This window comes from Ignavibacteriota bacterium (assembly GCA_016716225.1).
GTDB lineage: Bacteria > Bacteroidota > Ignavibacteria > Ignavibacteriales > Melioribacteraceae.
The window spans coordinates 3,273,951-3,299,910 of sequence record JADJWT010000001.1 but is presented as its reverse complement, the minus strand read 5'-3'; the positions used below and the strand labels follow the sequence as shown (position 1 = coordinate 3,299,910).

Below are 25,960 nucleotides of genomic sequence, written 5' to 3'. Positions count from 1 at the left end.
ATATTATTAAACAATTAGAACAAATCTTAAAAATAATCGCAGACATTAACAATAAACTAAGAGAGGCTTTAAAATGATAACAACAGAAAAATTAACTAGAAAAGAAAGAACAAAAATTTTAGTTCAAAAATTAAATTCTCTTTCTGATGATCAAAAATTGGAGTTATCAGCTTATGTAATTTCATCAATTGAAGGAAGAGTTTATTCCGGCAGAAACCAAATGTTAATCGCTTTACAATTTGAAAACATTTTAATTCCAACTATTTGCGGCGGCTTTCATCAATGGAAGGAGCACGGCAGAATTGTAAAAAAAGGTGAACACGGAGCAGTTATTTTATATCCGGTTGGAGTTGATAAAAAGAAAAATGAAGGTGAAGAAACAGAAGAACCAAGCAATTTTTTTAGTGCAGTTGTTTTTGATATTTCTCAAACTGAGGAAATAAACGAAAATGAATAAATCAATATGTGAAAAAACAGTTTTGGAAAGATTTAATGAATTGGGTAAAAAACCGATCAAAATTTCACTTAACGGTAAATCTTATACAATTTCAAAATTTTATAATTGTTTCAAATTAAAAGACAAAAACAAAAAATTGGTTATGCGTTTAAGCCCAAATTCAACAATTGAGGAAATTAAAACATTAATAAAAGGTTTATTGAAATGAAACAAAACATTTACCCAAGAAATTATTTTACACCTTATGATGAATTTACAACGCCGGAAGAAATTCCGACAGAAATTAAAGCCGATGAAGATTCCGAAGAAATTATCCGGAATATTATGAATAAAATTTCCAGAGAGTGCCAAGATATTTTCAAAAGAAATGATTCAAGATTTATACTTAATAAATTTAGAATCATGGTACAATTGGAAATGGCTGAGATCTTAACCAAACTTTATAAATTAAAAGGAGAATAAACAAAATGGATGCTCTTATAATAGCTGATCGCATTTTACAAATTTCTGATTCATTTAATAAAATTAGAATTGAAGTTGAAACAATATTAAAAGAATCTGCTGAACCGGTAATATTAAACGCTTCTGAAAGAATAAGAAATATTGCATCGGAAGAAGTTAAAAACAATTACAATAATTTGGAAAACTTAAAAAAAAAAGGAGTATTATAAAATGAACTTATCAGATTTTGCAAAACCGTTAATTAGTAAAGATCATTTCATTAAAGCAAGTTTTGGCGGATTTCAAGGTTCGGGTAAAACCCGGACCGCTTTCGAGTTTATTACCGGAACTTACAAACAAATGAAACTTTCAAAACCAATTCTGATTTTAGATAATGAAAAGGGATCACGTTTTTTAATCAACTTATTCAAGAAAAATAAAATTGAAGCAATCGCAAAAGAAACAACATCTTTAAAAGATGTTCAAGAATCTTTCAACTTTTTGCAGAAAAAAGAAATTGATTTTCTCTTTATCGATTCACTAACTAAAATTTATTACAGATATATAAAAGATTATCGCTTAAGAAATAATAAAAATTTTATGACGCTTCAAGACTGGGGAAAAATTCTTCCACTTTGGAATGAGGAATTTTCAGAAAAATTTGTTCAATCAGAAGGTAATATCGTTTTTACCGGAAGAGGTGGATTCGAATATGAAAAAGAAGAAGATGAAAAAGATGAAAATGGAGTTGTAACGCAAAAAGGCCAATTTGTAAAATCCGGATTTAAGATGAAAATTGCCGGAGAAACTCCGTATGAAACAGATTTAAATGTTTGGATGAATTCAAATGATATTTACAATAAGGAAGGTAAACCTACAAAAGAAATCTTTGGATATGTTTTAAAAGATAGATCAGATTCAATAAATGGTAAAGTACTTTCCTTCCCTACTTTTAAAGATTTTAAACCTGTAATTAACTTTATTCAAAATTTACCGACTGGAATTGTTGCAGAGGAAACTGAAAAAAATCTTATTCCAACAGATAAAGATTATTTTGAAAGAGAACTTAGAAGGAAAATCGAAATAGAAAAAATCGAAGGAGTATTTGAATTAAATAATTTGGGAACTCCAAGAGCCAATGAAGATAAAAAAGTCAAAACGGCAATTATTCAAAAAATATTTGGTACAACTTCAAAAACAGAAATTGAAAAAATGTTACCCAATGAATTGAATTTCAGACGACAAGAATTAGAAGAACTATTCAAAGAGTTGAAAGATGTTGAACCGTTAGAAACTTTAATTCATATTGAAAATTATAATCTTTCCAATGAAGTATTTTCATAATAATTTTGGGAGCATATAATATGCTCCCTATTTTTTATGGAAGATACAAATACTAAAAAGCTTATTAAATTTTATCGAAAAACGAAAAGCCCAAAAGCTTTGGAAATTCTCGTTAAAAACCACCAGCTAATGATACATAAAGCAATTCAAGGAATTCCGAAAAATTTAACTGATTATGATTCTCAGTTTTCAATCGCTAATACCGTTTTGTTAAGCAGCATTAACTATGATTTCAATTTTCATAGTAAAATTAAATTCACAACATATTGTATATGGTTAATACGATTTAGAATTATTGATGTGATAAGAAAGGTTAAAATAAATTATGAATATTCGGATGAGATAAATTTTACTTCTGAGAACATTGAATTTTTTGATGAGATGGAAAATAATGAGATATATAAAATGATGATCGATTTAATTCCAAAATTAGGTAGAACACAACAAATAATTATGGGATGTAAATTACAAGGTATGTCAAATAAATTTATTGCTAAAAGTGCAGATGTTTCGGAAGGACTAATTTCTCAACATTATAAAAACGGTTTACTACAATTAAGAAAGCTGATGTTTAAATTCTTATAAATTTTATGAGCAACAAAATGACAAATTTTTTGCCATCTTTTTCAATATTTTAAAATCAATTTTGCAACCAATCTGCAACCAAGAAAATTTTCTCGATTATTTTCTTTGATTTTTAATCAAATTCGAAACAAATTTTCAATTAACTCTTGAACCCCATTCAAGTACGCTACCGGACTGCGCTACGTTCCGAGTTTTATATCTTAGAACGTAAATCTACTAAAAAGTTCTTTAAATCTTCAAGGTCTCTTTTAATATCGCGTTGTTCTTGTATAACAACTTCTTGAGGTACTGTATTTTGATTTGAATTATTTTTACTTTCTGTGCTTATTTTATTTAATTCACTTGGATCACTTAAAATCTTTTTTGCGCCTTCAATTGTATATTTTTCTTCTCTTAAAAGATGCTTTATTAAAAGGATCATTTTAATATCTTTGTTGGTATAAATTCTGTTTCCGGCTCTATTTTTAGAAGGTTTCAGCTGTTCAAATTCAGTTTCCCAATAGCGTAAAATATATTGCTCCAAATCAGTTAATTTACTTACTTCAGAAATGGAGTAATACAATTTTTTTAAGCCAAAATCTTTCATATAATTCCTCGATTTATACTTTAGCTAAAATATATAAAGTGTTAAAAAATAGCAAGTTTAGAATTTAATCTAAATTTTTGCTTCAAACAATCAGATAATTTAAAATTAAAATATATTTCTAATATATCAAGCTTTTGCTTAACTTAGGTAACTATTACCGGAAATTTTTATACAATTATTTTCGAAAAAATGTATGAAATTTTTAAATGATTTCTAGAATGAATAATTATTCGTTATTGTGAATTTGATAGTTTTTGGGATAATCGATGATGGGAGCACGATTTTTTGTTTAAATTATTTTGGTAAGTAAATAAACACCCGCTAGGTAGCTATTTTCTTTAAAACCCGAAACATAACCATTTGTGATTGGCGTAGTTATCATAACTTTTCTAAAATCTTCTCTTGCAGACACATTTGAAAGGTGAACTTCAATTTTAGGAATTTTAACAATTTCCAAAGCATCTCTAATTGCAACAGATGTATGCGTGTAACCGCCGGGATTTATTAGAATTCCATCAAAATTATTTTGTGATTTATGAAGTTTTTCAACAATTTCACCTTCTAAATTACTTTGGTAAAATTCAAAATAAATTGAAGGAAATTCATTTTTAATAATTTCTTCAATTTTTTCAAGAGTTAAATTACCATATTGTGATTCTTCTCTTTTACCTAATAAATTTAAATTTGGTCCATTGATAACTAATATTTTCATTTTGTTTCATCCATTTGTTCAATAATTTCTCTTAATTTTGGTGGTAAATAGATTTCATCAACTCCTAGTTCTTTAAGTGCTGCAGAAAGTGTAATAACTTTTCTCTGAGTTGTTGATAGTCTATTTAAAACAATAATTTTACTTTCCTTAACAATACAATATCCACCTTTAAAATCACCTCTTTCAAATCTAACTTTTGCTCCCATTTGAGAAGCAACAGATTTCAAATCTTCTAGAACTTCTTCAAATTCTTTTTCTTTAATTTTCATTTATGATATTTTATATTTAGAAAGAAAATAAATTTATAATTTGAAAATAACAATTCTTTAACTCAATTAAAACTTGGAAATTATGAACATTGCAAGTGTGGATATTGGCTCAAATACTGTTCTTTTATTAATCGCCAAAATTGAAAATAAAAATCTCATTCCCCTACTTAATATTTATAAATCACCTAGATTAGGAAAAGATTTGATTCCCGGTAAGAAAATTTTGGATGACAGAATTAATAATTTACTCGAAATTTTAACTCTATATAAAATAAAAGCAACTAAATACAATTCTCAAAAAATTTTATTAAAAGCAACAAATGCAATGAGGATTGCTTCTAATTCAGATGATATTTGCACTTTGGTAAAATCTAAACTTGACTTAGATATTGAAATAATTGATGGAAAAACTGAAGCAGAATTTTCATTTTTGGGAGCATCTTCGACTTTCCCTCAATTTGATAAAAAGATGGTAATTGATATTGGCGGCGGAAGTACGGAAATAATTTATGGAAATTTTAAAGAAATTTATTTCAAGCATAGTTTTCAAACCGGAGTTGTTAGTTTAACGGAAAAATATTTTAACATTAGACCAATATCTCAAAATGATATTTCCAAAGCTGAAGATTTTTTGAATAAATTATTTATAGAATTTGCATCAAATATTCCGGATAATTTAAATTCAATTGCTGTTGCTGGAACTCCAACAACTTTATCTTGCATCAAGCAAAATCTAAAAGATTATAATGAAAAAAAAGTAGAAGGTTCATTTATTACTTTGAATGAACTTATTCAATTAAAAGAAAAAATAGCAAAAATTTTACCAGATGAAATGAATGCAAATTTTGGAAATGTTGTTGAAGGAAGACAAGATGTTTTATTTGCTGGAATTTTAATATTAGAATCAATTATGAAATTAAAAAAACTTGATAAAATATTTGTTAGTGGAAGAGGTTTAAGATATGGAATTATAATTGATTACATTAATAAACTTAAATAATAATATAAGGTATTTTATAAATAATAGTTATCAAAAAACATATAAAAAATAAAAGCATCGTAAAACTAAAAATATTCGAATTCGATTGAAGTTTAATTCCCTTAAATAAAATAACAAAACTCCAAGCAATAAAAACAATTTCCACAAAACTTAAAATGTAAGCTGGAATATCTTTTATTAAAAATGGTGATGGATTAAAAATAAACCAGTGTTTCCCAAATATTCCATATTCAATTGGTGTTAAAACGAACAATGAGAGTATTATTGGAATAAATGAAAATATTGTTAAGGAAAAAGTATTTCTAAATTTTGTTTTCGTAAATTTCTTTAGACTTACATTTAGGATGATTGAAAATAGTATCAAAAATAATATATAAATTGCCGATTGAATTAAAATATTATAAATAAAACTCGTAGAATTCATTACGCTGTCATCAATAAATGACTGAACAAATGCAGAAATCAGTAGAAATTTAATGGAAAGAAAAAATGTCAAAAATGTTATAAAATTTTTGTGTTCCGCATAAATTATGTTTTTTAACGCATCATTTGGTGTTTCAAAAATTTTCCAAATCGTGCTCCATAAATCAATATTAACAACCGCAGCCCTAAAATAATGATGACATTTTGTACATTTATTTAAATATAATGGATTTTTTTCTCCGCAATTTTGGCAAATGTTAAAATTTGTATTCATCAAAAATTGAGTTTAATTTTAAATTCCGGTTCATTTGTAAAACTGTTCATTCCAATATCAAAATCAAATAAATGTGCATCTACATATGCATCAATAATATTTAAGAAATAAGTTAAGCCCAAATAAATTGCAAATAAATCTCTGTCATCTCGGTAAAAATCTCGTAATTTTTTATAATTTGCATTACCGTTAGACGTTTCGATAAGACTTTTGTTGTATAAATCTCTGTAATAATTATAATTATCATCTTGTCTAATCCAAGCATAAATAAACCAGGCTGATGCTCCCCAAATTATTGGAATTTTCCAATATGATTCATTATATAATTGTCCCCAACCAGGAATTATCGCACTTCTTAACATTGCTCCAGTTGGTGATTTTTGCATAATAAAAGTCGAGTCATCTTCGTTAATTGTAGAAACGGAATCTTTATCAATGTTTTGACAAAAAACACTAATAAAACTTATGATACTAAGGAAAAGTATTTTAAGAATTAGCTTTTTCAATTAAATCAAAAAGTTCAAATAATCTATCAAGTTCTTCATTTGAATAAAAATCTATTGTAATTTGTCCGGCGCCGTCTTTTCTTTGTTTACAAATTACTTTGGTTCCAAAAATTATCCGCAATTTATTTTCAATATCTCTTTGAGAAATTAAATCTTGATCATTTAAAATTGTTTGTTCTTTCTTTTCAGATTTTTTTCCTTCAAGAAAAGATTTTACAATTTGCTCAACTTTTCTAACAGATAGATTTTCTTTTTTTATTTTCTCAAGAATTTGAAGCTGTAATCTTTCATCATAAATATTAATTATTGCACGTGCGTGACCAAATGAAATTTCATCTTTTACTAAACTGTTCTGAATTTCAATAGGAAGTTTTAATAATCTAATTGTGTTCGTAATTGTTGTTCTATCTTTTCCAACTTTTTCAGAAACTTCTTCTTGTGATAAATTACACTCATCAATTAATTTTTTATAAGCGTGTGCAATTTCTATCGGATTTAATTTTTCCCTTTGAATATTTTCGATTAAAGCCAAAGCCAGCATTGCTTCTTTGGTTTCCACAACAATAATATAAGCCGGAATTGTTTTGTATCCAATTTCTTTAACAGCGCGAAGTCTTCTTTCTCCCGAAATTAACTCATATTTATTTTCTGAAATTCGTCTAACCGTTATTGGCTGAATTAATCCATTTTGAAGAATAGATTTTTTAAGTTCATCCAAAGCTTCCGCATCAAATTCAGTTCTTGGTTGAAACGGATTTGGAGAAATATTTTCAACTTCAATTTTTGCTAAAATATCTTGAGAAATTCCATCATCATTACTAAGATTTTGATTTGCCAAATCAATATTTTCATGATTTTCAATTTTGATTGAAGGATTTAATAATGCTTCTAAACCTCTTCCAAGAGCCGGTTTATTTTTATCACTCATTTATCTTTTATGCTCAACTGTTTATGATTACATCTGTTTATTACTTCTGATGCTAGTGAAATATAATTTTTTGCTCCCGTTGAAATTGCATCATATAAAATTACGGGTTTTGCATGACTTGGAGCTTCAGAAATTTTTACATTTCTATGAATAATTGTCGTAAAAACTTTTTCGCCAAAATATTTTTTAACTTCTTCAACAACTTGATTTGATAAATTCAATCTTTGATCATACATTGTTAACAAAACACCATTAATTGCCAAATTTGGATTTAACTGCTTTTTAACAATATTAATTGTATTTAGTAATTGTCCCAAACCTTCCAAAGCAAAATACTCGCACTGCACCGGAATAATTACAGAATCAGCTGCAGTTAATGCATTTAATGTTAGTAAACTTAACGATGGTGGACAATCGATAATTATGAAATCATATTCAGTAGTAATTTCCGTTAATGATTTTTTTAACAATTTTTCTCTATTTTCCATATTGACTATTTCAATTTCAGCTCCAACTAAATCAATATGAGATGGTAAAATATCTAGATTTGGCATATAAGAATTTACTACACAATTTTCAATTGGAACATTTCCAATAATTACGTTATAAATGGAATTTTCGTTATTGTAAATTCCTAAACCATGCGATGAATTTGCTTGAGGATCAATATCAATAAGCAATGTTTTAAATTCTGCCGCCGCCACAGATGCAGATAAATTTATTGCTGTTGATGTTTTTCCTACGCCCCCCTTTTGGTTGGCAATTGCTATAATATTTGCCATGAATACCTAAAATTACAATACTTAAAAACTTTTTTAAAATTACAATCTAATGTTAAATTCCTAAATTTACAATTCAATCTCTTCACCAAAATTAAGAATAATACATTTTTTATTTATTGATTCAACTTTTTTCTTAAATTCATTTGGATTTGCTTCAATTATGGAAAAAGTATTAAAATGAATTGGAATTGCAATTTCCGGATTTACAAATTCAACTGCTTTTACTGCATCGTCAATTCCCATTGTAAAATTATCACCAATTGGGAGCAGCATATAATTTACTTTATTCATTTCGCCTATTAATTTCATATCAAAAAATAAAGCTGTATCCCCGGTATGATAAATTGTTTTATTTTCAATTGTTATAATAACTCCGGCAGGTTCACCCGCGTAAGTTCCATCCGGTGTTTGTGATCCGTGATGTGCAATTGTAAATTTAATTCGACCAAATTCAAAATTATGTGCTCCGCCAATATGCATATTGTGTGCATTAAATCCTTTTGAAATACAATAATTTGCTAGTTCATTAACACAAATAAAAGTGGGATTTGTTCTTTTAGCAATTTTGAAAGCATCTCCAATATGATCACCATGTCCGTGAGTTAATATAATATAATTTGCATCAACATCCTTAGATTTAACCGGAGAAGTTGGATTATCATCCAAAAATGGATCAATTAAAATTGTGATTCCGGAATTTGTTGTAATCTGAAATGCCGAATGTGAAAAATATTTTAATTTCATTTTTTCACCTATTATTAATTACAAATTATTTTGTTATACAGAAATTTACAATAATTAATTAAAATTGATTGGAAGATTTTAATCGAAATATTTAACAATAATTTACAAAGGAATATTTGAATGTTTTTTCTTTGGATTAGTATCAACTTTTGTTTTTAACAATTGAAATGCATTTACTAATTTTAATTTTGTTTCGCTTGGTTTAATTACATCATCAATATATCCACGTTCAGCAGCAATATAAGGATTTGCAAATTTCTCAATATATTCTTCCAACATTTGATTTAACTTTTCTTCCGGTTTTTCAGATGTTTGAATTTCTTTTTTAAATATAATTTCAACGGCACCTTTTGGCCCCATTACTGCAATTTCCGCAGTTGGCCAAGCAAAATTAAAATCGCCGCGAATGTGTTTTGAATTCATAACATCATATGCACCGCCGTAAGCTTTGCGAGTAATTATTGTAACTTTTGGAACTGTTGCTTCGCTGAAAGCAAATAGTAATTTTGCGCCATGTTTAATTATTCCATTCCATTCCTGATCTGTTCCCGGTAGAAAACCTGGTACATCTTCTAAAACCAAAAGCGGAATATTAAATGCATCACAAAATCTAACAAATCTTGCACCTTTTACAGATGAATTAATATCTAAAACTCCGGCTAAAATTGCCGGCTGATTTGCAATTACTCCAACCGAAATTCCACCAATTCTTCCAAATCCAACAATAATATTCTCAGCAAAATTTTTGTGAACTTCCAGAAATTCAGCATCATCAACAATTTTAGAAATTATTTTATGCATATCATAAGGTTTGTTGGAATTTTCCGGAATAATTTCATCTAACTCCGGTATTAATAAATTTGCATTAAAATCAAATTCCTTTTCAAAAGATTTATCTTTCCAATTTAATGGTAAAAAATCGACTAATTTTCTAATGTTATTTAAAACTTCAATTTCACTGTCATAAGCAAAATGTGCAACTCCACTTTTTGATGTGTGTGTTTCTGCACCTCCAAGTTGTTCAAATGAAACTTCCTCATGTGTTACAGTTTTTACAACATTTGGTCCAGTAACAAACATGTGACTTGTTTTTTTTGCCATAAAAATAAAATCAGTAATTGCCGGTGAATAAACTGCTCCCCCCGCACATGGTCCTAAAATTGCAGAAATTTGCGGAATTACACCCGAAGCTAAAGTATTTCTTAAAAATATCTCAGCGTAACCACCAAGACTCACAACTCCTTCTTGTATTCTTGCTCCGCCGGAATCGTTTAATCCTATTATTGGAATACCGATTTTCAATGCCATATCCATTAATTTGCAGATTTTCTCGGCATGAGCTTCGGAAAGTGAACCACCAAACACAGTAAAATCTTGACTATAAATTGCAACTGGGCGATTATTAATTTTGCCAAATCCAGTTACAACTCCGTCTCCTAAAAACTTTTGTTTATCCAATCCGAAATCATTTGATCGATGTTTTACAAACATATCAATCTCATCAAAACTTCCTTCATCCAACAATAATTCAATTCTTTCACGTGCAGTTAATTTACCTTTTTCATGTTGAAATTTTATTCGTTCTTCACCGCCGCCAAGTTTAGCTTCGCTTCTAATATTTTCAAGATTTTTATTTTTATCTAACATAGAAATTTTAAACCGAAAAATGATATAGTGTGCATTGAAGTTTAGTTTTAAATATTTCTTCAATTTCATTTCTGGAAGATTGAAATTGCTCAGTTTCCATCAAAGATATTTCACGTTTTTTGGATAAATCAACTTTTAATTTTTCTATAATTTCGCCAGGATTTTTTTTCATCAGATAAATTTTATCAGAAAGAAAAATAGCTTCTGTAATATTGGTTGTTCCAAACAAAATTGATATTTTTTTTATGTTGAAAATATTTCGCAACAAAATGTAAATTTCTTCACGAGTTTTGTCATTAAGATTATTGAAAGGTTCATCAATAACTAATAAATCTGGTTCATTTGCTAAAGCTCTTGCAATGGAAATTCTAAATCTAAATCCTTCACTTTTAGTATGCAGAAAATGTTCATCGTATCCATGTAATCCAACTAATTTTATTATTTCATCAATTTTATTTCTATCCAATTTAGTATTGAAAGAAATATTATCATAAACATTTAGCCAAGGAAAAGATGAAGGTTTTGAAGGAATGAAAAATATTTTTTTACTTTCGGAAATAATTTTTCCAGCAGAAGGATTTTCTAATCCAGAAATAATTTTTAACAATGAAGTTTTACCGGAACCTTTTGGAGCTAAGATAGTGGCAAACTCATTTTTATTAATTGAGAAAGAAATATTTTCTAAAAGATGAATTGTATATCCAACTTGATCGGAATAATGTTTAGAAATATTTTCAGCTTTCAAAATATTTTCACTCATTAAAATTTTCCCAAAAGAAAAATTTATCTTTTATTAATTTCATTAAATAATTAAAGAACACAAATGAAATTACCAATACAATTATTGTTAAAATTAGTATTACAAAGTCATCATATTTTAATGTTAAGTAAAATAGTTTTCCTAATCCATTGGTTTTATTTATAAATTCATAAATCAATGAATAAGTCCAAATTAAAAAATGATTTCTAACAAATACATTGAAAAGTTGAGGTTGGAAATTTTTCCAAATTATTTTTGATATAATTTCTTTCTGATCTAAACCAAGACTTTGAGCCGATAAAATATACTCTTCATTAACTTTATTGGAGTTTAAAATAACTTGAGATTTCAACATTCCCATTGTGATAAATAATAAAAATAATATTTCTCCAAGAATTGAATTATCAAACCAAATATTAAAAAGAAATATTAGAAATATTGGAAGAAAATAATTTGCAGAATTTAATATCTGATAAATTTTATTAAACTGGTTGGAAATCCTAAATATTATTGCGAAGAATAATTTTATTAAAAAATATGAAGCAATAAAACTTGAATAAATTAAAGTAACAGTAAAAAGGAAATTTTGTATAAAATAATATTCCTTATAAAGAGATGGAATTGATTCAATTAAAATAGACGGGCGCGGAAAAATTGAATTAATTGGAAGGATAAATTCAAATAAAATTATATAGACAAAAAATAGTGACGATAAAAAAGCAAAAGTTACATAATAATTTTTTGGTATATAAATATTAGTCTTGGACATATAAATTTTATTTCGAAAATGTTAAAATTTATTTAATCAGTTTAGTATAATCAATTATTCCCTATTTTAAAAATGGATTATTAATTTTTTCATATCCAATTGTAGTTTCATCGCCGTGTCCCGGATAAACTTTTGTGTTATCATCTAATCTAAATAATTTTGATTCAATCGAGTTTATTAAAGTTTTATAATCTCCGCCCCACAAATCAGTTCTTCCAATTCCTTCAAGAAACAATACATCACCACTGAAACAAATATTATTGTTTATAAGAATACTAAATTCTCCAGCAGTATGTCCCGGTGTGAATAGAAAAGATATCTTATTTTCACCTAAATTTAATTTTAAATCTTCAGAAATAAATTTATTTGGCCGAGGTGATTTTTTTGCCGAAACACCGAACATATTTGCTTGATCAAGTAATTTATCTAAAAGAGGAATGTCAAGCTCCGGTGCTAAAAAATCACATTGATATTTTTCTTTAATAAATGAATTGCCAAAAATATGATCAATGTGACAATGTGTATTTATTAAGTATTTTATTTTAAGATTATTTTTTTCAACAAATTCAATAAGAATTTCTTCTTCATAATTTGAATTACAACCTGGATCAATTATAATCGATTCTTTTGTAGATTTGTCCCAAACAACATATGTATTTTCTTGAAATGGATTAAAAATAAATTTTTGAATTTCTATCATTTAATTTTATTTAAAATTTCTTTTAATATTTGCGAATAAGTTTTTAGTGTAATTTTTATAATTTAATTTAGTTTCTTCCAAAGAATCACCACCGAATTTTTCTAACATAAATTTAGCTAAAACCCAAGCGAGTGCAGCTTCGCCTATAACGCCACATGCCGGAACAGCAACAAAATCACTTCGCTCTCTTCTTGCTTTAACAGATTTCATTTCTTTTAATTCAATTGTTTCAATCGGCTGCATTAATGTTGCAATTGGCTTCATTGCGGCTCTTACAATTATTGGTAAACCGGTTGATATTCCGCCTTCAATTCCTCCGGCTCTATTTGTTTTTCTAGAAAAATTGTTATTTTGTAAAATTATTTCATCGTGTGATTTTGAGCCGAATAAACTTGCTGAATAAAATCCCGAACCAATTTCTACACCTTTAATAGCATTAATTGACATAAACTCAAATGCAATTGCCGCATCTAATTTTTTATCAAAATGCATATAAGACCCAAGTCCAACTGGTATTCCGGTAGCTACAACGATTATATTTCCGCCTAATGTATCTCCGTTTTTCTTCGCTATTTTAATTTTATTGATAATCTTTTTTTCTTGATCAATATCTAAAACTCTTACATCACTTTTATCAGCTTCATCTGCTAAAAATTGTGCGGAAAAATTATCCGGTAAATTATTATCAAATAAATTTTGAGCAAAATTATTTTTGGAATAAATATTTCCAATACTTTCTATAAAACTTCCAACGGAAATTCCAAATTCTTCTAAAAATCTTTTCGCAATTGTGGAGCCCGCAACTCTTGCTGCAGTTTCTCTTGCACTTGATCTTTCAATTGAATTTCTAATATCATCAAAATTAAATTTACTTATTCCCGTTAAATCTGCATGACCCGGACGTGGAATTGTAATTTTCTCAACTTTATTTTTAATTGGAGTATGACTCATTATTTCTGTCCAATTTTTCCAATCAGAGTTTGTGATATTAAAAGAAATTGGAGAACCTAAAGTTTTACCAAATCTTATTCCGGATAAGATTTCGATTTGGTCCGTTTCAATTTTCATTCTTCCACCGCGACCATATCCCATTTGTCTTCTACGCAATTGATTATCAACAAATTCTTTTGTAATTGGAATGTTTGATGGAAATCCTTCAACAATTACGGATAAAGATTTTCCATGAGATTCGCCTGCAGTAAGAATTCTTATCATTTATTTTCCTTTAATATTTTACTCATAAATATAAAAAAAACGCCTAAGAGATATAGGCGTTTTCTTAATTAATTATTTTTCTATATTCAATTATTCATTTGGAATCTCTAATCCAACAAATCTTGTATTACCATTTTCATCCATAACTTTTAGTAAAACTGCTTCACCTCTTTTTGAATTAATTATATCTTCAAAATCTTCAGCAGAATTAATGTTCTTTTTATCAATTTGTGTAATTAACAAACCGGGAAATAATTTTTGATCAGAAGCTTTGCCAAATTGTTCTACATCCTTAATCAAAACTCCGTTTTTAACTTTATATTTTTTTAGTAATGAATCATTTAAATCTTGTACAGTTAAACCCAATTCTTTGAAATTCACTTCCTGAACTTTATTTGAATCCTTTTTCTTTTCTTTTTTTAATTCAACAACTTCAGTGTTTTCTTCCTTTTCATTGTTTCTTGCCTTCAGCACTACATCTCTATTTATTTTTTTACCATCTCTAAATAAAGTTAAGTGAACTTCAGTTCCAGCACGTTTTGTAGCAATATAACTTTGTAATTGATTTGGTTTATCAACTGCTTTGCCATCAATTTCTAAAATTACATCTCCTGCTATAATATCTTCTGATGCAGCAGATCCATCTTCAACAACATTTTGAATCATTATGCCCATTGGTTTTTCTAAACCAATTGCTTTTGCTGTTGCAGCATCAACTTCCGTAATACTAACACCAATATAACCACGACTAACTTCGCCATTTTCTATTAAATCTTGAGCTACAGATTTTGCAATATTTATAGGAATTGCAAAACCATAACCAATATATGTTGCGGAAAAACCGCTTGTTGCAATTGCCGAATTAATTCCAACAACTGCACCGTTTAAATCAACTAAAGCTCCGCCACTGTTCCCCGGATTTATTGCTGCGTCTGTTTGAATAAAATCTTCAATTCCGTAATTATCTTTTATAATTCCTATATTTCTGCTTGTTGCACTAACAATTCCTGCAGTAACAGTTGATGTTAAATAACTCAAAGGATTTCCAATTGCCATAACCCATTCGCCAACTCTTAATTTATCTGAATCGCCCATATACGCAGCTGGTAAATTATCTGCATCAACTTTAACAACAGCTAAATCCGTTAATGGGTCTTTCCCAATTATTTCAGCTTCAAGTTCCCTTTTATCAAATAGATGAATTGTAACTTTAGATGCATTTTCTACAACATGATTATTTGTTAAAATATATCCGTCTTTAGAAATTATAACTCCGCTTCCGCCGCCTTCTCTTTTGAATTCTTTGTTCTTGTCCTTAAACTGCGGGAAGTTAAATGGAAAATCAAATAAATTGCTATGAGGATCTTCTTTTACCGAACTCACAACGTTTATACTTACAATTGATGGAGTAACTTTTTCTGCAACTTCAATAAATGCTGTATTAAAATTTGATAATGCTAAATTTTCAACCGGCGAGCTTTCACTTCCGATACTTATATTTTCTGCTCTGCTAAATTTTACTAAATCTGCGCTTGAAACAAGAATTGCTCCAAATACAATACCTATTACTATCAATGAAATTTTACCAATTAAATTTCTCGATTTCATTTTTTTGAACCTTCCTTTATAATATTTGTAGTGATTTGATTCCGTTAAATTCTGAATTATGGTAAACTAAAAATTTTTCTAATATAAAAATTATATTTTCTAAATCGTTTTTCTTATAAGAAATTGATTTGTTTTTTGAGGTTAAACATGTAAATAATTTGAAAAGTTCCTTAGAAAATTCAAAAGTAGTGATTTTATTTGAATTACAATTTTCGCAGATAATTCCGTCCGGATAGCTGAATGCATTTTGATCATTTTCGCTTATCGAATTTCTACAAATTGAACAATTATTAAAATTCAACTCGAATCCAATTTCTTTGATAAAGAAAATTAGAAATTGTGTAAATAAAAAAATTGGGTCAGATTCTTTCTTATTTAATAATGTTAAAATTTTTACAACACCTCTGAATAATTTTGCATTAATATCTTTTTCCAAAACTAATTTAATAATTAGCTCACAAATTCCGGAAGCATATTTTAATCGCTCTAAATCAGATTTTATAATTGGGAAATACTCAATCAAATTTGCTTGAGTAACAAGCTGAAGTTCCTTTTCTTCTTTATTATAATAAACAATTTCAACCAAATTAAGTAAATCAACTTTACTTCCAATTTTTGATTTTCCACTTTTTGCGCCTTTGATTACTGCGGAAATTTTTCCATGCTCTTTTGTATAAAAATGAATAATCAAACTTGTATCACCAAAATTAACTTTCTTTAATACAATTGCTTCATTTTTTACAATTTCAACCATTTGAAAATTTAGATTAATCCAAAATTATAAAGCGGGAAATGAATTTTTTGTTCAGTAATAATTCCGGAAATTAATTTATTTGGTGTTAAATCAAAAGCCGGAGAAAAACAGTTATATTCATCATCTGTTATTTTTTCATTTCTAAATGAATTAATTTCTTTTTTGTCTCTAAATTCAATTTGAATATCATTTCCGGTTTTACAACTTTTATCAATTGTTGAAGTTGGAGCTGCAATATAAAATGGAATTTTGTGAAAATTACATAATACTGCTAAGTTGTATGTCCCAATTTTATTGGCTGAATCACCATTTATTGCAATTCGATCTGCTCCGGTAATTACTAAATCTATTTTATTATTTTGCATAAGAAATGCCGCAGTGGAATCTGTATTTATAGAAAATGGTATTCCGGCTTTGTGAAGTTCAAATGCTGTAAGTCGGCTGCCTTGTAAAAGTGGACGAGTTTCATCTGCATAAACGAATTTGACTTTCCCTTTTGCGAATCCATTTTTTATAACATTAAATGCAGTCCCATCTCCGCCAGTTGCAAGTTTTCCGGTGTTGCAATGAGTTAAAACAACACTTTCTTTTCTAAATATTTGTAAACCGTTTTCAGCTATTTTATCACACATTAAAATATCTTCTTGGTGAATTTGTTTTGCTTCATCCAATAAAATGTTATACAAATTTGCTGATGTTTGATTTTTCTCAAAAATTTTTTTCATTCTTTCTAAAGCCCAAAATAAATTTACTGCTGTTGGTCTTGTTTTAGAAAGCCGTGAAAATACTTTTTCAAAATGAGTTGAAATATTTTCAACATTTTTATTAAAACTGAGTGCAATTGCATATGCAGTAGAAATTCCAATTGCCGGAGCACCTCTAACTTCTAAACGCTCAATAGCAATTGCAATTCTTTCATAATCATTTGTCTTTATATACGACTCAATCAAAGGAAGTTTTGTCTGATCAATTAAAACTAATTCATCATTTATAAATTCTATTGAATTAAAACTATTTGTCATCAAATTTTGAAAGCTCCCTAAACTCAATAAATCTGTCATGAATTTGAAGTTTATCTAAATCTTCCAAACCTTTTGTGCTGAATTGTTCAACACAAAATGAAGCCATTGCACTTCCATAAATTACAGCTCTTTTTACATTATCAAAATTCAAATCTATCGTGCTATGAAGATATCCGGCAAAACCACCGAGAAAAGTATCTCCCGCTCCGGTGGGATCAAAAATTGATTCAAGCGGATACGCGGGTGCAGAAAAAACTGTATTATTATGAAAAAGCAAAGCACCATGTTCACCTTTTTTAATTATTAAATATTCAGGTCCCATTTCTCTAATAATTCTTGAAGCTTTAATAAGATTTGCCTCATTTGCTAAAAGTCTCGCTTCCGAATCATTAATAATAAGAACATTTGTTTTTGCTAAAACTTTTTTTAAATCATCCAAAGTTGTATTAATCCATAAATTCATTGTATCACAAACAATAAAGTTATTTCCTTTAAGTTGATCAATTACGGAAAGCTGAAGCGATGGTTGAATATTTCCTAAAATTACAAAACTATTTTCTTTAGATTTTTCAGGAATAATTGGATTGAAATTTTCGAATACATTTAAGTGTGTGTAAAGTGTATCTCTAACATTTAAATCATAATGATATTTTCCGCCCCAGCGAAATGTTTTTCCATTTTTTATAATTTCCAGATTTTCCAAATCAACCATATGATTTTCTAACATTTCAATATGTTCCTTTGGAAAGTCGTCACCAACAACTCCAATCATTTTAACAGGTTGTGTAAAATAACTTGCAGTTAGTGAAATGTAAGTTGCAGCACCGCCTAAAGCATTCTCGATTTTGCCAAATGGGGTTTCTACGTAATCTAAACCAACAGAACCAACGACTACTAAATCCAAATTTCCTCCGTAATAAAATCAAAAATTATAACCGAAATATAATTAATTGTTTATTTAATTAGTGATTTGAAAATTGTATTAAAATTGAATATGAATCTGAAGCCCAATATTAGATGAATTTATACTTGGCAAAATTTGATAACTGAATTTATCAGGATTTTTTTCATTTCTTTTCTTCTCCAAATTTGAGAAAAACTTTCCGGCAGAAATTCCAATTGCAGCACCAAGAAAAGTATCAGAAAGCCAATGATTATTTGAATAAATTCTTTGATATGCAGTTAATGAAGCTAATCCATATAATGCAATGCTGGCATAGATATTATCAATTCGCTCCGATAAAACTGTACTGATTGTAAAAGCAACGGTTGAGTGTCCGCTTGGTAATGAAACGTTTATATTTTTGAATTCAAAAAAGTTGAAATCAAATTCACCCATATTTTTTTTTGGCCTGCTTCTTCCGGTAATAATTTTAATTACTGATGTTGCTATTCCGGCTGCAGCTAAAGATTCAATCAAAATTCTTCCGGTTGTTCGCAATTCCTTATTCTTAAAAACCAAACCGCTTCCATAAATTGATAAAGGGATTCCAAATAAAGAAATTAAATCTCCGTATAATTTTCCAACTTTTGTAAAATCTTTTTGGAAAATTGTTTGATTTAATCTCAATTCGTTTTTAACTTCTTCATCAATTGTTGAAAGCAATCCGGTTGAAACAACTATTCCGGAAAAAATAAGCCAATCATAAGTGTTAAATTGAGCTGGACGAGAAAAATAATCTAAATTATTTTCCAATATTAATTTTGTATCATCACAAATTATATTTGTAATTTTTGATGAATCAATTCTATTACTTAATTCTTGAGCTGAAATTTTTTGTGAAAATATTAATAGAATGAAAATTAGAAAATATAATTTTATCAAGAAATTTAAACTCATAATGAATTTTCAATTTTAATAAAATTTAGAGATTTATATTTCTTGGTGAAATAATCATTAATAATTTTTGCAGATTCTTTTTGTACGGGCCAAGCTAAAAGTTTTTTTACTTTTTGCAATTCAACCCATTGATATTCGCAATGTTCATTACTTAATGCAATATTTTCAAAATTTTTAATTGTTGCAACAAAAACTGGAATCATCACAATTGTATCATCAATTTCATTATAAAAAGAATTTGTTTTGGGAACAACAAATAGTTCATCAATTTCCAAATTTGTTTCTTCTTTAATCTCTCTAATTACAGTCTCGTATGCTTTTTCACCAACTATAATCTTACCAGTAACCATTTGCCAAATATTGGGGTATTTTTCATTAGGTGATCTTTTTAATAATAAAAATTCAACATTATCATTTTTAATTCTAATAATGTGTGCTTCAATCAAAGTTGATACAATTCTCATTTTATTTCCTATTATTTTCAAAAGTATGCTCTCGCTTCTGCTCTTAAAGTATTTATTACTTTTCCTTTACCCTGAAGTCTGCCGGAATAATTAATATTCGTTTGCAAATTTCCGGTAAAACGATAATCGAAATTTGTTCTCCAAATATAATTTTTCCCAATCAAATTTCCGTTTGTAATTTCAAAGGGAATTATATTTTCATTTGTATTAACCAAAAGTTCGGTTCGCTCAATTTCAAATCTTAAACGACCTTTTTCCAATAGAGATAATGTTAATCGCAAATTTAGTTTATTTTCATCAAGAATGGTTGGAATTGTTGGAAATTTATCTTCCAATCTTCCTACTTTAATTAGAAATCCTAATTCAATATTATTATAAGGACGATATGAAAAATCAGTTTTCAATTCATTTGAGTTAATAAAACGCGATCGATTTGTATTCACGGGCGCAAATACGTTTTCTATTTTATTTATAAATTCTGTTTCGTTATTAACTTCATCAACCATTCTGAATTTTATACGGATATTTCTTTCTTTCAAAAAAGATTTTTCTAAACCAGAGCTATATTGATTTAAATTTTTTGTTTCTGTAAATCGCAATCGAAAAGATAAATCACGTTGATTTTTTAGAATATGAAGATCTTGCTGAAAATAATTTGTACCGCGTAAAGTAAGCGAATCATTTAAGAAATAATTAAAATTAAGTAAGTAAATTTTTCTTGTATCAGTTATTTTACTATTTTCCTCAATTCTAAAAGTCGTTTCGGTAAATAAAGAATTTAAAATTGTGTTGAATAAATTTGATTGATCAAACTGTTTTGCAAAGTCAATTTGAAAACGTGAATTTATTTTTAAATCAATTACCGGAAATAATTCATCGGTAGGTAAGGTAGTTTGAATATAATCTCCTTCATAAGGATCAATTATATATTCATTCTCATCTGCAATTCCGTTATTGTTTAAGTCGCCTTGATACGAAAACATACCGGTGCCTTGAGTAACTCTGATATAAACTTTTTCATATTTTGCGCTTCGCTCCGAAGCTGCGTTGTAATAAATATTTCCACTAAAAAATCTATCTAACAAATTAATATTTGATTGCGAACGTAAAAGAATTGTTTCATTATCACCAAAGCCTAATTGAGAAAATTTATCGGAGTATTTCTTATTACGGAAAGTAAAATCCAATAAAGTTGAGAACTCTTTAAATTCATTCCAATTTAATGAATATGTGTGTGCATATGATTTTGCTTCCTCTTCCATAATTCCATCAAGTGGCGAAGACTCCTTTGTAAAAGTATATTTTGCAGAAATTATTAAATTATTTTCAAAACTTAAATTTAGAAATGGTGAATATTCAAAATATTTTAGGCTGCTATTTAATAATGAATCGGTAAATAATTTATTTTCATTTTTATCTTCTGATCTAAATGAAAATCCGGGTTGGAACATATTGATTTGATATGATATTTCACCATTTTGTTTCAGCCAATCAGATTGTAAAATAGAATTATCTGAATTTACAAAATCGTATTCATAATTAATGTTAGTATTTTTATAATTTCTCCAGTTTGTTTTTGCATAAATTCTTTCTGATGAAAAATTATTTCCTTTTTTTAGATTTCCATATTGACCAATAAAATCAATACTTTCCACCGGATTGAAGTTTATAAGAAACTCCCTCAAAATTTCTTCATTTAGTGTTGAGTTTTTTGTGTTATAATTTCTTTCAAATTCAATTTCATTAATTCTATCAATTGATTTAAATCTTTTGTTAAGAAGTCTATCACGATAACTTGAACTGATTTTTCCTAAATATGTTTCGAAAAGATTCACATCAATTGGTTCAATTTTAAATTTTAGATTTCGAGCAAATCCATTGTTATCTTTATCATCAACTGATGAGAAAGTATTTTTATCATAACTGCTTCCAGCTAATTCTAAATTGATATTTATTTTTTCAATTGGAGAATAATCAAAAACAAAATTTGCTAACTGATTTTTTTCTGGCAGCGGTAAAAGTCGAATAGGTAAATACGCACCTTTGTTAATTCCAACAAATTTAAATTTCCCAATACTTTCGCGAATATAGTTTCCATTATTTTCACCTACATAACTAAAAACAATATTAAATTTTGCATTTTCAGAACCCGGAGAATAGATAAATATTTTATAATTTTCTCCATTTATAAGTGAATCCAAATCATAATATAATCCTAATGAATCACCTTCCAATTGGATAATTCCAGATTGAGCCGCCAGCAATTGGTTATCACCCGCATCAATTAGTAATTGTTCACTTTCATCAGAAATTGTAAAATCAATTGGACTATTTTTATTATCTCCTTCTTGAATTGCATTAATATAAAATTTAAGTTTATTTGAGAAAAAGTTACCTTGAGCATTTGCCGAAATTGTATTTCTATCATATTGACGATTTGTGTATTCAAAATCAATTGTAATTCTGCTTAAAGAAGTAATTAATATTTTTGGTGTAAAAGTTATTTCGCCAATTGAATATTCAATTATGTAGTCATTATTTTCACCGCGTTTTAATTGTCTGCCATCCAAATAAATTTTTTCACTTCCGGCAATTACAATAATGTCATTTTCACCATTAGTTCCTGAAAGTCTATACGGACCTTGTACTCCGTCAATTCCTGCAAATTGCATTGAATTAAACTTTCCGCGTGAAGAAGCAAATGAAACTGAACCGTTATAATTCTCGATATTAAAATTTCCTACAACACCTTGAAGTTTTCTTTCAACTTTTCCAAATTCGCCAATATTTTGTTTTAGATTATAATCACCAAAAACCGCGTTGGCATTTTTATGTTTTATTTCGATGAAAACTTTATCAAGTTCTTCAAGTCTTTCAGTGTTTCCTTCCGGCTGAATTGGAGTATTTTCATCTGTTAGTGCCGCAACAATTTCTATTTCATCAGAGATTTTTCCAGCAAGTTGAAGTCGTAAACCGCTGTTAACTTCTAAATCTTTATTTGAACCAAACGTAAAACCGCGTAAAAGAGTTCCGTTACTTTTTAGCTCTTTCCCAAAAATACTTTTTGCAGAAAGATCAACAGTTTCTGTTTTAACTGTACTTATATAATTATTAATATTATTATCAAAGTATTTTATCAATGAACGATTCTTATAATTTTTCTTCAGATTAAAATTCATCGAATTATATTGAACGAATAAAGTATCAAAAATTGAATACTGTATTGTATCCGAAAGTGAAAGTGAATTATTTTCTAAATTGATTTTGTATTGAGTGGAGTTTAATTCTCTGTTATTTATTCCAACTTTTTCAGAAAATGGAATGAAGTTTATTGCATTTAATTCATATACATTTTCAAAATTTATTTTAAAGGTATCAATTTTAGAAATTTGCAAACTATCAATTTGTGCATGCAAATTTGAAAAATAAATTGAAAATAAAAATATTATTGTAAAATTATTAAATGATTTCAAATATTAAACTTTTTGTAAGTCGAGAATTTTATTTATCAAAACTAAAAGGTGAGATTAGTTTATGCAAGTCAATAAAATAAAAAATCCCACCGAATTGATGGGATTGAATTTAATTATTTGCCACTAATGCAAGAATTAAAATATTACTTTTTGCAATTTGATTTTTAATTTTTGATATTTCCTCTATTCATATCTTAGTGCATCAATTGGATCTAAGTTTGAGGCTTTGTAAGCTGGATAGGTACCAAATCCAACTCCAACAATAACGCAAAGTAAAACTCCGATTGCTACCCAATCCATTGGAATTGAAAATTCTCCACCAATTGCAGAGCCGGCAAGATTACCAACAACTAAGCCGATAATAATTCCAATAATTCCGCCGAATAGTGAAAGTACAACAGATTCAATTAAAAACTGAAATAATATATTACTCTTTTTGGCACCAATTGCTTTTCTTATTCCAATTTCTTTAGTTCTTTCAGTAACAGAAACGAGCATAATATTCATAATTCCTATTCCGGCTGCAAGTAAAGCGATTAGTGCAATTACGTAAGCTCCAATCTTAACTCCAGCTGTCATACTGTTTATATCATTTAATACTGATTCATTTGAGAAAATAGCAAAGTCATCATCTTCTCCGGGAGGAACTTTTCTAATTGTTCTAAAATATCCCACAGATTTTTCAATTACATCATTATAATCTTCTTTGCTAAATGAACTTACTGTAATATTTACACTTTCACCGTATTTGCCATAAAAGTTTTGGAAAGTTGTAATTGGAATTGCACCAAAATTATCTTTATCATCGCCAAAAGAAGTTGCTTGTTTTTCTAAAACTCCAATTACTTTTAATTTTTTGTTATCAACTTTTACTTCCAATCCTATTGGATCAAGATCACCAAACAAAGTTTCTGCAAGTGTTTTGCCAAGAACAATACATTTTTCATATCTATTTACATCATTGTAATTAAAATTTCTTCCATATTCTGCTATCCATTTATTATTTGGAAATGCTTCCGGTGTACATCCAACAAGCTGTACGTTTGGATTTGTCTCTTTATTTTCATAAGTAAATAATTTTCCCCATTCCCATTGTTCTGCCCCAACTGCTTCAACTTGACCTTGCAATTTATCACGCAATTCATAATATTCATCAATAGTAAGATCTTTTCTATTTCTAAATTTTGCGCGATCACCTCTATTCATCATTGCCGGATATTTTTGAATTTGGAATGTTGTTTGTCCTAATTGAGAAACACCTTCCTCAATACTGTTCTGTAGCATTGAAACTATGGTGCTAATCGTAATTATTGAAAATATTCCGACAATAATTCCAAGAATAGTTAAAAGAGACCTTAATTTATTTGCTCTTAAAGAGCTTAAAGCAACTAATAATATTTCCATTATTCATACCTCAATGCGTCTACGGGATCCATTTTAGCTGCCGTCCATGCTGGAGCTAATCCAGATAAAACCCCAGTTAATAATGATATTCCAATTGCTATAATTACTGCATCAATTTGAACCGAAACTGGGAAATTATATTGTTCAATAATTTTTGCACCAAGTACAGCAATAAATAAACCGATTAAACCACCAATTAAACATATTGCAGCGGATTCAGTGAGAAACTGACCTAAAATTGTTCTTTTCTTTGCACCAATAGCTTTCCTAATTCCAATTTCTCTTGTTCTTTCTTTAACTGATACAAACATTATATTCATGATTCCTATTGCACCTACGAAAAGTGCTAGTCCGGTTATAAATAAACCGGCAATTTGAATAACACCGACTTGCTGATTTATCATATCAAGCAAAACATCTTGCTGATTAATAGAAAAATCATCTTGCTCATCATATTTTAATCCTCTAATTCTTCTCATTATACTAATTGCTTCTTCTTTAACTGCCGGAACAGAAAGATTATTGGGAGCTCTAACGCAAATAGAAATTCCACCTCCCCATCGTCTATTTTGAAAATCTTTAAACATTGCTCCAATTGGAATATAAATCATATTATCCGGGTTGAAATCACCGAATAAGAAACTTCCTTGTTTATCATTAATACCAACTACTTGATATTTATTTCCACCAATTTTTATTATTTGATCTACACCGTTTCCAAGTGGGAATAATTTTTCAGCAATTTCACCGCCAATAACACAAATTCTTCTTCCAGCATTACTTTCAATTTCAGTAAAGAATCTTCCCTCGGTAAATTTTAAATCTGTAGTTTTGATATAATCTTGATTTGTACCAACAATAAAACACCCTTCAACAACTACATCTCTAAGTGTTGCTGTTTCGCGCCTAATGGATCGAGGAGAAATTGCTATTGGAAGTGTAGCTTGTTCTTTAAATTTCTCAAAAACCTCCATATCAATATCACGTCTGTTCCTTAATTCCCACCAAGGAACTGTTCCGAACCATGCCCATTTATCAACAAAAATATTATCCGTTCCCATAATACTTGTTGCGCTTGATTGAAATGATTCATCTATTCCTTTAATTGCTGTTGACATTAAGACAACCGAAGCAACACCAATTACAATTCCAAGCGTTGTTAAAATTGATCTAATTTTATTTGCTCGAATTGCATTGAAAGCAATAATAAGACCTTCTTTAAGTTCAAACAGAAAATGTGCCATTAAAATTCC

The 25,960-nt window shown here is 28.2% G+C and carries 29 protein-coding genes; 7 read left to right on the top strand and 22 right to left on the bottom strand.

Annotated features, from left to right (window positions below):
• Positions 1 to 73 precede the first annotated feature (73 nt).
• The 6 genes from IPM32_14255 (at position 74) to IPM32_14230 (ending at position 2,827) form a co-directional block, all read left to right on the top strand.
• Positions 74 to 457: a DUF1738 domain-containing protein gene (locus tag IPM32_14255; protein MBK8946414.1), complete on the top strand. Its 384-nt coding sequence runs from the start codon at positions 74 to 76 to the stop codon at positions 455 to 457.
• The gene (locus IPM32_14250) at positions 450 to 665 is read left to right on the top strand and encodes a hypothetical protein (protein MBK8946413.1); all 216 of its coding nucleotides are present in this window, start codon (positions 450 to 452) and stop codon (positions 663 to 665) included. The genes IPM32_14255 and IPM32_14250 overlap by 8 nt, the downstream gene beginning before the upstream one ends.
• A complete protein-coding gene (locus IPM32_14245; protein ID MBK8946412.1) occupies positions 662 to 919 on the top strand; it encodes a hypothetical protein in 258 nt (85 codons plus the stop codon). The genes IPM32_14250 and IPM32_14245 overlap by 4 nt, the downstream gene beginning before the upstream one ends.
• A gap of 5 nt (positions 920 to 924) precedes the next feature.
• Positions 925 to 1,128 carry a hypothetical protein gene (locus tag IPM32_14240; GenBank protein ID MBK8946411.1) on the top strand — a complete coding sequence of 68 codons (204 nt, stop codon included), beginning with the start codon at positions 925 to 927 and terminating at the stop codon, positions 1,126 to 1,128.
• A 1-nt stretch (position 1,129) separates the two neighbouring features.
• Positions 1,130 to 2,242, top strand: a complete 1,113-nt coding sequence (locus IPM32_14235) for an AAA family ATPase (protein ID MBK8946410.1) — start codon at positions 1,130 to 1,132, stop codon at positions 2,240 to 2,242.
• Between the two features lie 129 nt (positions 2,243 to 2,371).
• Positions 2,372 to 2,827: a sigma-70 family RNA polymerase sigma factor gene (locus IPM32_14230; protein MBK8946409.1), complete on the top strand. Its 456-nt coding sequence runs from the start codon at positions 2,372 to 2,374 to the stop codon at positions 2,825 to 2,827.
• A 193-nt stretch (positions 2,828 to 3,020) separates the two neighbouring features.
• Here the strand turns inward: IPM32_14230 and IPM32_14225 are convergent, their stop codons facing one another.
• The 3 genes from IPM32_14225 to IPM32_14215 all read right to left on the bottom strand — a co-directional run bounded on the left by IPM32_14225 (position 3,021) and on the right by IPM32_14215 (position 4,394).
• Positions 3,021 to 3,413 carry a MerR family transcriptional regulator gene (locus IPM32_14225; protein ID MBK8946408.1) on the bottom strand — a complete coding sequence of 131 codons (393 nt, stop codon included), beginning with the start codon at positions 3,411 to 3,413 and terminating at the stop codon, positions 3,021 to 3,023.
• Positions 3,414 to 3,702: 289 nt separating this feature from the next.
• A complete protein-coding gene (locus IPM32_14220; protein ID MBK8946407.1) occupies positions 3,703 to 4,125 on the bottom strand; it encodes a 3-dehydroquinate dehydratase in 423 nt (140 codons plus the stop codon).
• Entirely contained in the window at positions 4,122 to 4,394 is a 273-nt protein-coding gene (locus IPM32_14215) for a hypothetical protein (protein ID MBK8946406.1), read from the bottom strand. Before IPM32_14215 ends, IPM32_14220 begins: the two co-directional genes overlap by 4 nt.
• 82 nt (positions 4,395 to 4,476) lie before the next feature.
• Here IPM32_14215 and IPM32_14210 point away from each other — a divergent pair, with 82 nt between their 5' ends.
• Positions 4,477 to 5,394 carry a hypothetical protein gene (locus IPM32_14210; GenBank protein ID MBK8946405.1) on the top strand — a complete coding sequence of 306 codons (918 nt, stop codon included), beginning with the start codon at positions 4,477 to 4,479 and terminating at the stop codon, positions 5,392 to 5,394.
• Here IPM32_14210 and IPM32_14205 read toward each other — a convergent pair.
• The 19 genes from IPM32_14205 to IPM32_14115 all read right to left on the bottom strand — a co-directional run bounded on the left by IPM32_14205 (position 5,387) and on the right by IPM32_14115 (position 25,951).
• Positions 5,387 to 6,091: a hypothetical protein gene (locus IPM32_14205; GenBank protein MBK8946404.1), complete on the bottom strand. Its 705-nt coding sequence runs from the start codon at positions 6,089 to 6,091 to the stop codon at positions 5,387 to 5,389. The genes IPM32_14210 and IPM32_14205 overlap by 8 nt on opposite strands.
• Positions 6,091 to 6,477, bottom strand: coding sequence for a hypothetical protein (locus IPM32_14200; GenBank protein MBK8946403.1), 387 nt, complete (start codon positions 6,475 to 6,477; stop codon positions 6,091 to 6,093). Before IPM32_14200 ends, IPM32_14205 begins: the two co-directional genes overlap by 1 nt.
• Positions 6,478 to 6,577: 100 nt before the next feature.
• The gene (locus tag IPM32_14195; GenBank protein MBK8946402.1) at positions 6,578 to 7,525 is read right to left on the bottom strand and encodes a ParB/RepB/Spo0J family partition protein; all 948 of its coding nucleotides are present in this window, start codon (positions 7,523 to 7,525) and stop codon (positions 6,578 to 6,580) included.
• On the bottom strand, positions 7,522 to 8,307 hold the full coding sequence (locus IPM32_14190) for a ParA family protein (GenBank protein MBK8946401.1): 786 nt from the start codon (positions 8,305 to 8,307) through the stop codon (positions 7,522 to 7,524). The genes IPM32_14195 and IPM32_14190 overlap by 4 nt, the downstream gene beginning before the upstream one ends.
• Positions 8,308 to 8,373: 66 nt before the next feature.
• Positions 8,374 to 9,051 carry a metal-dependent hydrolase gene (locus tag IPM32_14185; GenBank protein MBK8946400.1) on the bottom strand — a complete coding sequence of 226 codons (678 nt, stop codon included), beginning with the start codon at positions 9,049 to 9,051 and terminating at the stop codon, positions 8,374 to 8,376.
• A gap of 102 nt (positions 9,052 to 9,153) precedes the next feature.
• Positions 9,154 to 10,698 (bottom strand): acyl-CoA carboxylase subunit beta, encoded by a 1,545-nt coding sequence (locus tag IPM32_14180; protein ID MBK8946399.1) that lies wholly within the window; start codon positions 10,696 to 10,698, stop codon positions 9,154 to 9,156.
• 7 nt (positions 10,699 to 10,705) lie between these two features.
• On the bottom strand, positions 10,706 to 11,458 hold the full coding sequence (locus IPM32_14175) for an ABC transporter ATP-binding protein (GenBank protein ID MBK8946398.1): 753 nt from the start codon (positions 11,456 to 11,458) through the stop codon (positions 10,706 to 10,708).
• On the bottom strand, positions 11,451 to 12,227 hold the full coding sequence (locus IPM32_14170) for an ABC transporter permease subunit (GenBank protein ID MBK8946397.1): 777 nt from the start codon (positions 12,225 to 12,227) through the stop codon (positions 11,451 to 11,453). Before IPM32_14170 ends, IPM32_14175 begins: the two co-directional genes overlap by 8 nt.
• A 61-nt stretch (positions 12,228 to 12,288) precedes the next feature.
• Positions 12,289 to 12,927 carry an MBL fold metallo-hydrolase gene (locus IPM32_14165; protein MBK8946396.1) on the bottom strand — a complete coding sequence of 213 codons (639 nt, stop codon included), beginning with the start codon at positions 12,925 to 12,927 and terminating at the stop codon, positions 12,289 to 12,291.
• 6 nt (positions 12,928 to 12,933) lie between these two features.
• The gene (aroC, locus tag IPM32_14160; GenBank protein MBK8946395.1) at positions 12,934 to 14,142 is read right to left on the bottom strand and encodes a chorismate synthase; all 1,209 of its coding nucleotides are present in this window, start codon (positions 14,140 to 14,142) and stop codon (positions 12,934 to 12,936) included.
• Between the two features lie 90 nt (positions 14,143 to 14,232).
• On the bottom strand, positions 14,233 to 15,750 hold the full coding sequence (locus tag IPM32_14155) for a Do family serine endopeptidase (GenBank protein ID MBK8946394.1): 1,518 nt from the start codon (positions 15,748 to 15,750) through the stop codon (positions 14,233 to 14,235).
• A gap of 16 nt (positions 15,751 to 15,766) precedes the next feature.
• Positions 15,767 to 16,504 carry a DNA repair protein RecO gene (gene recO / locus IPM32_14150; GenBank protein MBK8946393.1) on the bottom strand — a complete coding sequence of 246 codons (738 nt, stop codon included), beginning with the start codon at positions 16,502 to 16,504 and terminating at the stop codon, positions 15,767 to 15,769.
• 8 nt (positions 16,505 to 16,512) lie between these two features.
• Positions 16,513 to 17,526, bottom strand: a complete 1,014-nt coding sequence (gene mtnA, locus IPM32_14145) for an S-methyl-5-thioribose-1-phosphate isomerase (protein MBK8946392.1) — start codon at positions 17,524 to 17,526, stop codon at positions 16,513 to 16,515.
• On the bottom strand, positions 17,516 to 18,430 hold the full coding sequence (locus IPM32_14140; protein ID MBK8946391.1) for a sugar kinase: 915 nt from the start codon (positions 18,428 to 18,430) through the stop codon (positions 17,516 to 17,518). The genes mtnA and IPM32_14140 overlap by 11 nt, the downstream gene beginning before the upstream one ends.
• 78 nt (positions 18,431 to 18,508) lie before the next feature.
• Positions 18,509 to 19,366, bottom strand: a complete 858-nt coding sequence (locus IPM32_14135; GenBank protein MBK8946390.1) for a phosphatase PAP2 family protein — start codon at positions 19,364 to 19,366, stop codon at positions 18,509 to 18,511.
• Entirely contained in the window at positions 19,363 to 19,830 is a 468-nt protein-coding gene (locus IPM32_14130) for an NUDIX domain-containing protein (GenBank protein ID MBK8946389.1), read from the bottom strand. The genes IPM32_14135 and IPM32_14130 overlap by 4 nt, the downstream gene beginning before the upstream one ends.
• Positions 19,831 to 19,847: 17 nt before the next feature.
• The gene (locus tag IPM32_14125; GenBank protein MBK8946388.1) at positions 19,848 to 23,303 is read right to left on the bottom strand and encodes a hypothetical protein; all 3,456 of its coding nucleotides are present in this window, start codon (positions 23,301 to 23,303) and stop codon (positions 19,848 to 19,850) included.
• Positions 23,304 to 23,486: 183 nt separating this feature from the next.
• Entirely contained in the window at positions 23,487 to 24,707 is a 1,221-nt protein-coding gene (locus IPM32_14120; GenBank protein ID MBK8946387.1) for an ABC transporter permease, read from the bottom strand.
• Positions 24,707 to 25,951 (bottom strand): ABC transporter permease, encoded by a 1,245-nt coding sequence (locus tag IPM32_14115; GenBank protein MBK8946386.1) that lies wholly within the window; start codon positions 25,949 to 25,951, stop codon positions 24,707 to 24,709. Before IPM32_14115 ends, IPM32_14120 begins: the two co-directional genes overlap by 1 nt.
• Positions 25,952 to 25,960 lie beyond the last annotated feature (9 nt).

Bases quoted from the DNA above. Each gene is read 5' to 3' on its own strand.
- IPM32_14195 (MBK8946402.1), bottom strand. From the start codon at position 7,525: ATGAGTGATAAAAATAAACCGGCTCTTGGAAGAGGTTTAGAAGCATTA.
- IPM32_14115 (MBK8946386.1), bottom strand. From the start codon at position 25,951: ATGGCACATTTTCTGTTTGAACTTAAAGAAGGTCTTATTATTGCTTTC.
- mtnA (MBK8946392.1), bottom strand. From the start codon at position 17,526: ATGACAAATAGTTTTAATTCAATAGAATTTATAAATGATGAATTAGTT.
- IPM32_14135 (MBK8946390.1), bottom strand. From the start codon at position 19,366: ATGAGTTTAAATTTCTTGATAAAATTATATTTTCTAATTTTCATTCTA.
- IPM32_14235 (MBK8946410.1), top strand. From the start codon at position 1,130: ATGAACTTATCAGATTTTGCAAAACCGTTAATTAGTAAAGATCATTTC.
- IPM32_14130 (MBK8946389.1), bottom strand. From the start codon at position 19,830: ATGAGAATTGTATCAACTTTGATTGAAGCACACATTATTAGAATTAAA.
- recO (MBK8946393.1), bottom strand. From the start codon at position 16,504: ATGGTTGAAATTGTAAAAAATGAAGCAATTGTATTAAAGAAAGTTAAT.
- aroC (MBK8946395.1), bottom strand. From the start codon at position 14,142: ATGATAAGAATTCTTACTGCAGGCGAATCTCATGGAAAATCTTTATCC.
- IPM32_14120 (MBK8946387.1), bottom strand. From the start codon at position 24,707: ATGGAAATATTATTAGTTGCTTTAAGCTCTTTAAGAGCAAATAAATTA.
- IPM32_14190 (MBK8946401.1), bottom strand. From the start codon at position 8,307: ATGGCAAATATTATAGCAATTGCCAACCAAAAGGGGGGCGTAGGAAAA.
- IPM32_14225 (MBK8946408.1), bottom strand. From the start codon at position 3,413: ATGAAAGATTTTGGCTTAAAAAAATTGTATTACTCCATTTCTGAAGTA.
- IPM32_14250 (MBK8946413.1), top strand. From the start codon at position 450: ATGAATAAATCAATATGTGAAAAAACAGTTTTGGAAAGATTTAATGAA.
- IPM32_14245 (MBK8946412.1), top strand. From the start codon at position 662: ATGAAACAAAACATTTACCCAAGAAATTATTTTACACCTTATGATGAA.
- IPM32_14255 (MBK8946414.1), top strand. From the start codon at position 74: ATGATAACAACAGAAAAATTAACTAGAAAAGAAAGAACAAAAATTTTA.
- IPM32_14165 (MBK8946396.1), bottom strand. From the start codon at position 12,927: ATGATAGAAATTCAAAAATTTATTTTTAATCCATTTCAAGAAAATACA.
- IPM32_14210 (MBK8946405.1), top strand. From the start codon at position 4,477: ATGAACATTGCAAGTGTGGATATTGGCTCAAATACTGTTCTTTTATTA.
- IPM32_14205 (MBK8946404.1), bottom strand. From the start codon at position 6,091: ATGAATACAAATTTTAACATTTGCCAAAATTGCGGAGAAAAAAATCCA.
- IPM32_14215 (MBK8946406.1), bottom strand. From the start codon at position 4,394: ATGAAAATTAAAGAAAAAGAATTTGAAGAAGTTCTAGAAGATTTGAAA.
- IPM32_14185 (MBK8946400.1), bottom strand. From the start codon at position 9,051: ATGAAATTAAAATATTTTTCACATTCGGCATTTCAGATTACAACAAAT.
- IPM32_14240 (MBK8946411.1), top strand. From the start codon at position 925: ATGGATGCTCTTATAATAGCTGATCGCATTTTACAAATTTCTGATTCA.
- IPM32_14175 (MBK8946398.1), bottom strand. From the start codon at position 11,458: ATGAGTGAAAATATTTTGAAAGCTGAAAATATTTCTAAACATTATTCC.
- IPM32_14170 (MBK8946397.1), bottom strand. From the start codon at position 12,227: ATGTCCAAGACTAATATTTATATACCAAAAAATTATTATGTAACTTTT.
- IPM32_14200 (MBK8946403.1), bottom strand. From the start codon at position 6,477: ATGCAAAAATCACCAACTGGAGCAATGTTAAGAAGTGCGATAATTCCT.
- IPM32_14230 (MBK8946409.1), top strand. From the start codon at position 2,372: ATGATACATAAAGCAATTCAAGGAATTCCGAAAAATTTAACTGATTAT.
- IPM32_14180 (MBK8946399.1), bottom strand. From the start codon at position 10,698: ATGTTAGATAAAAATAAAAATCTTGAAAATATTAGAAGCGAAGCTAAA.
- IPM32_14155 (MBK8946394.1), bottom strand. From the start codon at position 15,750: ATGAAATCGAGAAATTTAATTGGTAAAATTTCATTGATAGTAATAGGT.
- IPM32_14220 (MBK8946407.1), bottom strand. From the start codon at position 4,125: ATGAAAATATTAGTTATCAATGGACCAAATTTAAATTTATTAGGTAAA.